The organism is Lentimicrobiaceae bacterium, assembly GCA_023227965.1.
GTDB lineage: Bacteria > Bacteroidota > Bacteroidia > Bacteroidales > JALOCA01 > JALOCA01.
Genome location: JALOCA010000064.1, coordinates 1 through 9546 on the forward strand (window position 1 = coordinate 1; position 9546 = coordinate 9546).

General features: G+C 41.1%; 5 protein-coding genes. All 5 read right to left on the reverse strand.

The window, feature by feature from the left end; all coding sequences use genetic code 11:
* A partial coding sequence (locus M0R21_13415) for a DUF4469 domain-containing protein (GenBank protein ID MCK9618820.1) occupies positions 1–664 on the reverse strand: 664 nt, incomplete at its 3' end.
* Between the two features lie 397 nt (positions 665–1061).
* On the reverse strand, positions 1062–4865 hold the full coding sequence (locus M0R21_13420; GenBank protein MCK9618821.1) for a T9SS type A sorting domain-containing protein: 3804 nt from the start codon (positions 4863–4865) through the stop codon (positions 1062–1064).
* A 17-nt stretch (positions 4866–4882) separates the two neighbouring features.
* The gene (locus M0R21_13425; protein MCK9618822.1) at positions 4883–6175 is read right to left on the reverse strand and encodes a T9SS type A sorting domain-containing protein; all 1293 of its coding nucleotides are present in this window, start codon (positions 6173–6175) and stop codon (positions 4883–4885) included.
* 17 nt (positions 6176–6192) lie between these two features.
* Positions 6193–7485 carry a T9SS type A sorting domain-containing protein gene (locus tag M0R21_13430; protein ID MCK9618823.1) on the reverse strand — a complete coding sequence of 431 codons (1293 nt, stop codon included), beginning with the start codon at positions 7483–7485 and terminating at the stop codon, positions 6193–6195.
* A gap of 17 nt (positions 7486–7502) precedes the next feature.
* Entirely contained in the window at positions 7503–8963 is a 1461-nt protein-coding gene (locus tag M0R21_13435) for a T9SS type A sorting domain-containing protein (protein ID MCK9618824.1), read from the reverse strand.
* Positions 8964–9546 lie beyond the last annotated feature (583 nt).

Here is a 9546-nt window from a genome sequence, read left to right on the forward strand (position 1 = left end):
GGGTTGCAATATTCAGCTTATAATCACCGTCAGGCAAAGTAGCGGGTACTATAAAAGTAAGTTTGGATGGATCGTTTATCAGCAGTGAGGTCTGCGGAATAGTTATTACCTCCGATGTCTGCTGGTTGATAAGATGGATGCCTATGGCTGGGTCGGTGCCTTCTATCTTTATACGGCTGCCGCTAAGGTTTACACCTCCGCCGGGGCTAAGACGACTGTTTACAGCGCCGGTGGTTACGTCGGTTACAGAGTTTACAAACAGACCCGAAGCGGCCATTCCCCTTACATTTACACTGGTTTGTTTCACTGCTTCGCGAAGTTCGGCAGTAGGTATGGCATTCACCGCCAGGCTATGCTGTGTCGGATCCCAGGTGGCATTATCGCCAATAAAAGTTCCGTTTACCGTAAGGTGGAAATATCCGAGGCCAAATTTTACGGATGCTCCGTTGGATATTTGATCTATGGCTACTTTTTTAAGCAGTTCCACAGAAGATTTGAGGGTGGTTGCACTAAGGTCGGTGCCACGTGCAAGAGCTAAGTTTACCAGATCGTCTTCATTGAGCGATTTGCTGGTTACTACGCGACCGAAACGGTCGTCTTTTTGTTCGGTTAGCGTAAGGTCGTGTAATTCGACCACTACGCTGTTTTTTTCTTTAGTTGCCATAACTGAATTGCTTTAGGGTTGATAAATAAATTGCTTTACGTCATTTTGGATATGATTTTAGGTTAATAAATGGTTTTACGGGTTAAAATGCCAGCCTAAAGCATTCGGAATATCTGAGAGTTTCCCCGCTAAAAGATAAATGTATCTGTTGTTTTTATTCGTTTCTGTTCCGCCTGTTGAAGCGTTTAATATTTCCCGTTGCTCTCAGATAATCCGAACTTTCGTTCACTTTAATATTTACTTTCGGCTTATTACTACAAAACTAATCATAATATTTCAATCGTAATAAAAAAGAGAGAAATATTTCCGGATTGAAAATATTAATACCGGGAAAATAAAAAGGCAGCGCAACTGTTTCCAATTGCGCTGTATGAAAGATAGAGATAAGGATACTTTATTATTTTATCAATATCATTTTCTTTGTATCTGCTAATCTTCCATTTATTTCCATGGAATAGTAATAAATACCGGCAGGCAGATTACTTGCGTTAAAGTTAACCGTATGCAAGCCTTTTTTTAATCCGGATTGGCTTATTACCTGCTGTAACGCGCCAAGCTGGTTGTAAACCTTTATATCCACCGAAGATGGTTTGGTTAGTTTAAATGAAATCGTTGTTTCATCACTGAATGGATTGGGATTGTTTTGCAACAACCTGTCGTTGGAAACTGCAGCAGTGGTTTCAATACCACTTGTGGTTGTACTCTTTTCCGGTAACAGGGACAATAAATAATCCCGGTTTTGGGTATATTCTGCAAGACTATTTGGCTTGTATTGTAACAGTTTCCCGGTAAATGCCGATTCCTGCCCGCTGTTTTCCATCAAAAAGTACAGATACCCTAAATCAATAACGGCAAAAACACTGTCTTCGAGTGTTTCCGGATAAAGTATCTTATTTTCGTACCAGTTGATGGCTGTTTGCCAGTTTTCCAATACCACATCACATTTATTGGCAAAAAAGTCTCCCAGCCTGGCTAATACTGTATCAGATTGTATGGTTGCATTGCTTGTGTAATACTGTTTCAAGCCGTTGTAATTATTGCCTGCATATTTTTCAAGCCTGAATAATTCCTTTATGGAAGCTTCAGCATACTTAGAATCTGGATATTGTTCGATCAAAGATTGAAGAGTGGTTTTTGCTTCAGTATAGTTTTCCTGTTCTATTAAACTCATTGCAGTGTTGTAAAGGTCTTCGTCGGAAGCGGTTTCTGTTATTGCCGTTTCTTTTACCCCACTTGGGCACCATGTTGGGCTATATATATATCCTGACGGATAGAAGTCTTGCTGATAATTGAAGTTTTTGCCCCAGCAATTATATCTTACATCAAACAGGTTTAAATTACCATCCGGGTCATAATATACAAGGGGATCATCCGGCGCCCCACTATTGTCTTCATCTACAATAACATTATACCTGAAATACCATGGAAAACAATTTTGCGAAGCATATACTTCAATGTTTGTATTATTTGTTATCGTTTGTGTTTCCTGATAAGTTTGTGCCGAAGCATTTCCCAGCAACGCAGTGTTACTGTTATTTAGCAGCCTTATTCCGTAATAATCGTCTGCAATATGGTTTCCTGCTATTGAGGTATATGAATTATAGACATTAATCCCTGTAAGTAATGCGTTGGTAATGGTATTTCCATAAACAGATTGATTGCCATTGTTGCTGCTTCCACAAAACATAAGTTGAATGCCTCTGTGATATCCATTAATGGTATTATTTTCAATAAAAAATTTTCCGTAATTCTGGATGTCAATAGCAGTTAATGCGTCACCGGTAAATTCACAATTAGTTACTGTTGCTGTAGAATCATTGTCGTCCTGGTTTTCGAGATATAAATTTGAATGATTAAATACAGAATTTGTTACGGTAACTTTTCCCTTAGAAGATTCTATTGTTTGGCAACTATCAAATGTAGAGTTATTAACTGTAAGCCTTACGCCAATATTATTAAAACTTGTCCGGTCGAATGCGGAGTTAGCTATGCTAAGACTTCCCTTATAGGCATGCACATTGGCGTCCGTAAACTGGCATTCATTTACTGATAGAGATACGCTGCTGTTTTCAAGAATACTGTTTGTAAACACTGCACCTGTAATGGTTAGACCAGGCAATGAACTGCCTATATTCACCGTCAGCGTCATACCATCTTCCGCAATAAACCGGGCATTTTTTCCCAGACTGATATCTCCACTGATGGCTATTTCGCTGGCACCTCTTTTCCCTATAAAAGTTACATTATTGCCAACCACAAGAGAAGAGCCATTCTGTACAATTAATTCGCAATTATCCATATTTATTTTTACTCCATCTGCAATAGTAAGTGTGGAGTTATTGTCCACCACAATCTTTAGGTCCACACCATCTGCTGCAACAAAATTTACATCATTGCTTAGGCTGATATTCCCGTTGATATCTATCTCATTGCTACCTCTCTTCCCTGCAAAGGTTACGCTGTCGCCTGTAGATAGGGAAGAGCCTTTCTGCATGATCAATTTGCTGTTGTACATATCTATTCTTACTCCGTCGTTAATGGTAAGGGTAGCGCTGTCTATTGTAGGTGTAAACCGCGATACCATGTTCGACGTAAAGGTTGTATTCTGGGTAATGGCCGGTGCCTGCGGGCCTTGTACTATAAGGTCGTATTCAATGCCGGCAGCAGATGGATTTCCAATGCTGAAAGGCATGGTGCCTGCATATGGCAACTCAAATTTTTCATTCCAGCGGTAATCAACCAACGCCAGGTATTTTATTGTTCCACCGCTTGCACTGTCGTTTCTGTTTATAAAAAAGGCTTTACCAAAGTCGGTGTTCCAGTAAAAATAACTGTAATCGAACATAACTTCAATTGAATCGGGTAGCAAATTGCCATTTTTATCCTTTCCCTGCATGGGCAACGAGCCTCCGTCATTCTGATAACCCATAAAATCGTTTGTACCTGCCGGGGAAGAATAATTTGCCAGCGGTGCATAACCACAGCCTAAACGAAGATCATCGCGATCCGGTGCATCCACCTTCACCTTTAACGCCAGCTCCGGGGTAAATTCAGCCTTTGGGGTTAATACGCAAAACTCATGTCCTCCCCACCACTGAGGAGCAACCGGCTTTTTAAACGGCAACGTACAATACATCATCCACCGGTATCCATGAAAATCGCCATTAGGGCCATACGAATTGTAAACTTTTACTGCCCCGGTTTCCCAGTCCTGCATATCAATAATGCCGTCGAAATTGTTGTCGCAGGTGTCGCAAATTCTGCCATCAGGCTTTGGAACTTTTTCGTACTCCTGCCATTTTTCGCACCATACTGTATCGCAGTCTCCACCCCAATCATACATTACACTGTCGCTATAGCCTACAATGGTCATGGCATGGCCTCCCGGGTCGCAATAGTTTAATCTTGACATCACCATTTCACCTATATGCGCACTCAGTGTATTTGTAATATAATCAATGCCAGTTTCAAAATTTACCCCGAAAGTTATCAGCCCTCCGTTGTTGGCATCCCCGACGCCATGGTCATACAAATGATGCTTCATCCCGGACAGGTTTGCAACGAGCCGTGCTTTTACTTCCGGCTGCCCAGTGTAGTTTGTGGGAAGACTCATATCAAACCGCTCAGCATAATGCAGTTTGTTCTTAAAAGCATTGTAGTAATAATCGTAACCGGTAGGCCAGCGCCACAAATCAAGAATGTCATTTTCCCCGGATCCGTCAAACTCGGCATCCGACATGCCTCCCGTTTGCATCAGGAATTTCTGTACATATTCGAGGCTGGTATAGCCCTGCCAGTTGGAATAGCCATGGTTCAGATGGTTAAACGAAAAGTTAGGGACGTAGCGGGTCGTTTGAAGATTGGAAGTTACATTCCGCAGGCGGTTAATCTCGTAGGTAAAGGTGTACCATGCAGTAGCCACATTCTGGCAGGATGCTGTAGTCTTCTGATGATAAACATAGATGGAATCGGTGTTATCCCTTTGCGGAAAATAGGGTTTGATGGAATTATCCACTTCTACGGGAAGTACCAATGAGTCCGATTGGGGAGTAATGGTATAAGCAGGCAGCGATTCGTAATACGCCGCGCTGCTCGGGTAATAACCGGAGGTTGAGGTAACCCCCTGCGCTCCTGCATAAAAAATGCTAAAGAGCATACAGAAGCCGGCATTGCCGGCTTTCAACAGAGTGAAATTTTTCATGAGATTTGATTTAAAGGTTAATAATGGATTAATTTTATTGTTTGAATATTGTTTCCTGATTGTAGCTTTACAAAATACATCCCGGCAGGCAGTGTACCGGTATCCAAACGGTATTCGCCTAAAGGAGGTATTTCAAAACTTTTAATATAATTGCCAGCCATACCATATAGCTCTGCTTTTAATACCGATGGATACATTGATTGAAATCTAACAGAGTTTCCGAAAGGATTGGGATAACAGCTTACGAAGGATTGATGGGCATCAGGATATTTTTCTATCCCTGTAACAATGGTATCTATGCTCCTGTTTAAAAAGTAAAAATCATGCATAAGTATCCTGCCTGGTTTATCTACAGCAAGCCTTATGGCACAATTGATTATTAACCCGCTGTTCAGGACGGTGGGGAAAGTAGCCCCGTCGTCTTCCGAAAGGGCAACCCCTCCCCAGCCGGCACCACTGTCGTCGCCTGCCATGAATATACGGTTATCGGGCAAAACCAGGAAATCGCTTACGATGGTGTTATATGCATCATAATTCCAGATGCCTGTATTGAAGTCGTATGTGTAAATTGCATCATATCCTCCAGCCATCAGCTTGCCTGCATTGTTAAATGCCAGAGTAAAGAAACCTGCGGGTTCCTGCGGGTCTAATAATACCGCCCAGGTTTTTCCAAAGTCGGTTGAATAATACACTTTCGGATTTTCGTTGCTCCAGTTGTTGGTAAACGTTGAGCAGGCATAAATCACATTACCGGGACCAAACAGTATATCGGTTACATATTCCCAGTAGTCGCTGTTATAAAGATTCAGCACTACCTCCCAGGTTTCGCCGTCATCGGTGGAGCGCAAAATGCCATTTTCCCTTCCGCCGCTTACCAATAGAACGCTGTCGTATCCATATTCAATGGTGCTGTATTGCCAGCTTTCCTGCATAGCATCATATACCAACTGCCAGTTTTCACCAAGGTCACGCGAACGGTAAACACCATAATCTACGGATACAAAAAGTGTACTATCTGGCTTAAATGTAATAGATCTAACCGTTGGAAAAAGAAAGCCATTATTTTTTGCCTGCCAGGTTAATCCGTTATCATCACTACGGCAAACTCCTCCGCTGGTGGCACCGTGACGTGCAAGATAAATCCTGCCCTGTGGGTCAACTAATATGTCGAATATAAGACCACCTCCGCAATTATCAACCTGCTCCCAGAAATCCTGGGCTGTGGCGGTATATCCTGTAATGGTAAGCAGCAGTAGTGTTAGTTTCATCATATTGCGTAAACGGGCTTTCAACAGGGTGAAATTTTTCATGAGATTTGATTTAAAGGTTAATAATGAATTAATTTTATTGTTTGAATATTATTTCCTGATTGTAGCTTTACAAAATACATACCGGCAGGCAATGTGCCGGCATCCAAACGGTATTCGCCTAAAGGAGGTATTTCAAAACTTTTAATGTAATTGCCAGCCATACCATATAGCTTTGCTTTTAGTACCGACGGGGATGCTGACCGGAAGATGGTATAAGTTCCGAAAGGATTGGGATAACAGCTTACGAAGGATTGATGGGCATCAGGATGTTTCTCTACACCTGTAACAATGGTATCTATGCTCCTGTTTAAAAAGTAAAAATCATGCATAAGTATTCTGCCTGGTTTATCTACAGCAAGCCTTATGGCACAATTGATTATTAAACCGCTGTTCAGGACAGTGGGGAAAGTAGCCCCGTCGTCTTCCGAAAGGGCAACCCCTCCCCAGCCGGCACCACTTGCATCGCCTGCCATAAATATACGATTATCTGGCAAAACCAGGAAATCGCTTACGATGGTGTTATATGCATCATAATTCCAGATGCCTGTATTGAAGTCGTATGTATAGATTGCATCAAACGCTCCTACCATCAGCTTGCCTGCATTGTTAAATGTCAGAGTAATGAATCCTGCGGGTTCCTGCGGATCTAATAATACCGCCCAGGTTTTTCCAAAGTCGGTTGAATAATACACTTTCGGATTTTCGTTGCTCCAGTTGTTGGTAAACCGCGAACAGGCATAAATCACATTATTGGGACCAAACAGTATATAGGTTACATATTCCCAGTAATCGTCGTTGTAAAGATTCAGCACTACCTCCCAGGTTTCGCCGTCATCGGTGGAGCGCAAAATGCCATTTTCCCTTCCGCCGCTTACCAATAAAACACTGTCGTATCCAAACTCAATGGTGCTGTATTGCCAGCTTTGTTGTGATGCGTCATACATCCATTGCCAGCTTTCACCAAGGTCACGCGAACGGTAAACACCATAATTAGCTGCTATAAATATTGTACTATCCTGTTTAAAAGTAATAGACATTACTGTCGGATTGGGGAGCCCATTATTTTTTGCCTGCCAGGTTAAGCCGTTATCATCGCTGCGATAAACTCCACCATTTACATCATAATGTATCAAATAAATTCTGCCTTGCGGATCAACTAATATATCAAATATTGAACCACCTCCGCAACTGTCAACCTGCTCCCAGAAATCCTGGGCTGTGGCGGTATATCCTGTAATGGTAAGCAGCAGCAGTAGTGTTAGTTTCATCATATTGCGTAAACGGGCTTTCAATAGAGTGAACGTTTTCATGAGATTTGATTTAAAGGTTAATAATGGATTAATTTTATAGTTTGAATATTGTTTCCTGATTGTAGTTTTACAAAATACATACCGGCAGGCAGTGTACCGGCATCCAAACGGTATTCACTCATGGGAGGTATTCCGAAGCTTTTAATGTAATTGCCAGCCATGCCATATAGCTCTGCTTTTAGTACCGACGGGGATGCTGACCGGAAGATGGTATAAGTTCCGAAAGGATTGGGATAAGCATTAAACATTACTTCCGGTTTGCGTTGCTCGTTTAGCGATACGGTATTGGTATCTACAAAGTGTCCCGTACCATCGTTCCATAATATCCTTATTCGGTTGGCTGTGGGGGTATAACCGGTAACTAATAATTCCGGACGGTTATCTCCATTCAAATCACCTGAAAAAATCCTTTCATTCCACATTGCATATTCTCCCATGTACATCCTTTCAGTTTCCTTAAAGCCCCAGTTATGATTATTTATAAAAATATAAATGGAGTCCATCTGCGATAAATACTGATCAAAAGTCGGCGATGTACATGCCATATCAGGATATCCATCGCCATTTAAATCGGCTATTACATCGTCGCGTGTTCCGATTTTTTTATATGTTGTGCCTCTGTTGATGAAATTCTCGTCAGACACATTTTCATAAAACAAGAACTCTTCATCATTGTATGGTTTATAAAATATTAAATCATTGTCGCTATCATTGTCCATATCAATAATATTATTATATATCCACAATTGGCTATGACTAAACAAGGTATCGGTTGTGAAACCGGAAGGGTTGTTAAAAGCAAGGTAAGTACCAGGTATAATAAGCGCAGAAGATACCAATGCATCCGGGCGGTTATCATTATTTAATAAGGCTGTTTTTACATATTCCACATTTTCGGTTGGGAATAAGAATTCGTCGTTAAAGGTGCCATCACCATTGTTATAAAAAATGCCCCAACCTAAAGGAGCTATATTTGGCCGTATAGAATAATATACCACATCAAGCAGCCCGTCTTCATTCATATCGTATATTCCACTTATTCGCCTATTTTCCGCTGTTGTTTCTCCTATATTTACTGTGTCGCCTAAAGCTCCGGGTCCAACATTTTTATAATAAAATATATAATCATGGTTGCGGGATACTATCTCCAGCAGTCCGTCGTTGTTCATTTCCTTACAATAAATAAATATACCGCAGTTTGTTACTACATCGCTACGTTCAAAATTTCCATAACCATCGTTTATTAAAAATACAAGAGAATCTGCACCTCCTTCACAACCTATGAGGATATCATTGTCTCCATCCTGGTCGTAATCTGCAAACACGACTCCTCCTTCCTGGTAAGGATAACTTGGCACATAAAAAACAGTTTGCGCTTTTACAGATGGTAAAAGGAATAACAACAGGAAAAGTATCACACCTCCTATCCTCCCCTTTGGGGAGGCAATGCTGTTTATTTTGTCCGGGTTTGTTTTCATCTTCTTTTTTATTTTGTAACCATTATCTTTTTTACTTCCATCTGTCCGTGTACTTTCTTTTACACTTCATGTATTTATGTACCTGTAAAATTATAAATTTTCTCCACTTTCTTTCTCCATAATATTTACATTTATAAACAAATCGTCGAAATGTTATATACTTTTTCAGGTTATTTTTAAAAATATTTCTGTCCTCTGAAGGTTGAATTAGTTAATTTAAAAATATGCTGGTTGGTAAATGGGTAAATCTGTATTTGGAAATTATCAGGCTTCCGGCTAAAGAAAAAGAGTGAATGTTACCCTCCCCTAAGAGTGGTTGTTACCCTCCCCTAAGAGTGGTCGTTACCCTCTCCTAAGAGTGGTCGTCGCCCTCCCCTGAGAGTGGTCGTTACCCTCCCCTAAGAGTGGTCGTCGCCCTCTTATAAGAGTGGATGATTCACTTGTATAATACAAAGTGGCTCCCTTTTGTCAGAGAGCCACTTTTGTTTTTTTAACGGGTTACATTCAATACGTAATCAAAAACATAAGTCCGCACTTCGCTGAGTATTTTTGCCGAAGGCGAAAACTGGGTTGCAATATTCAG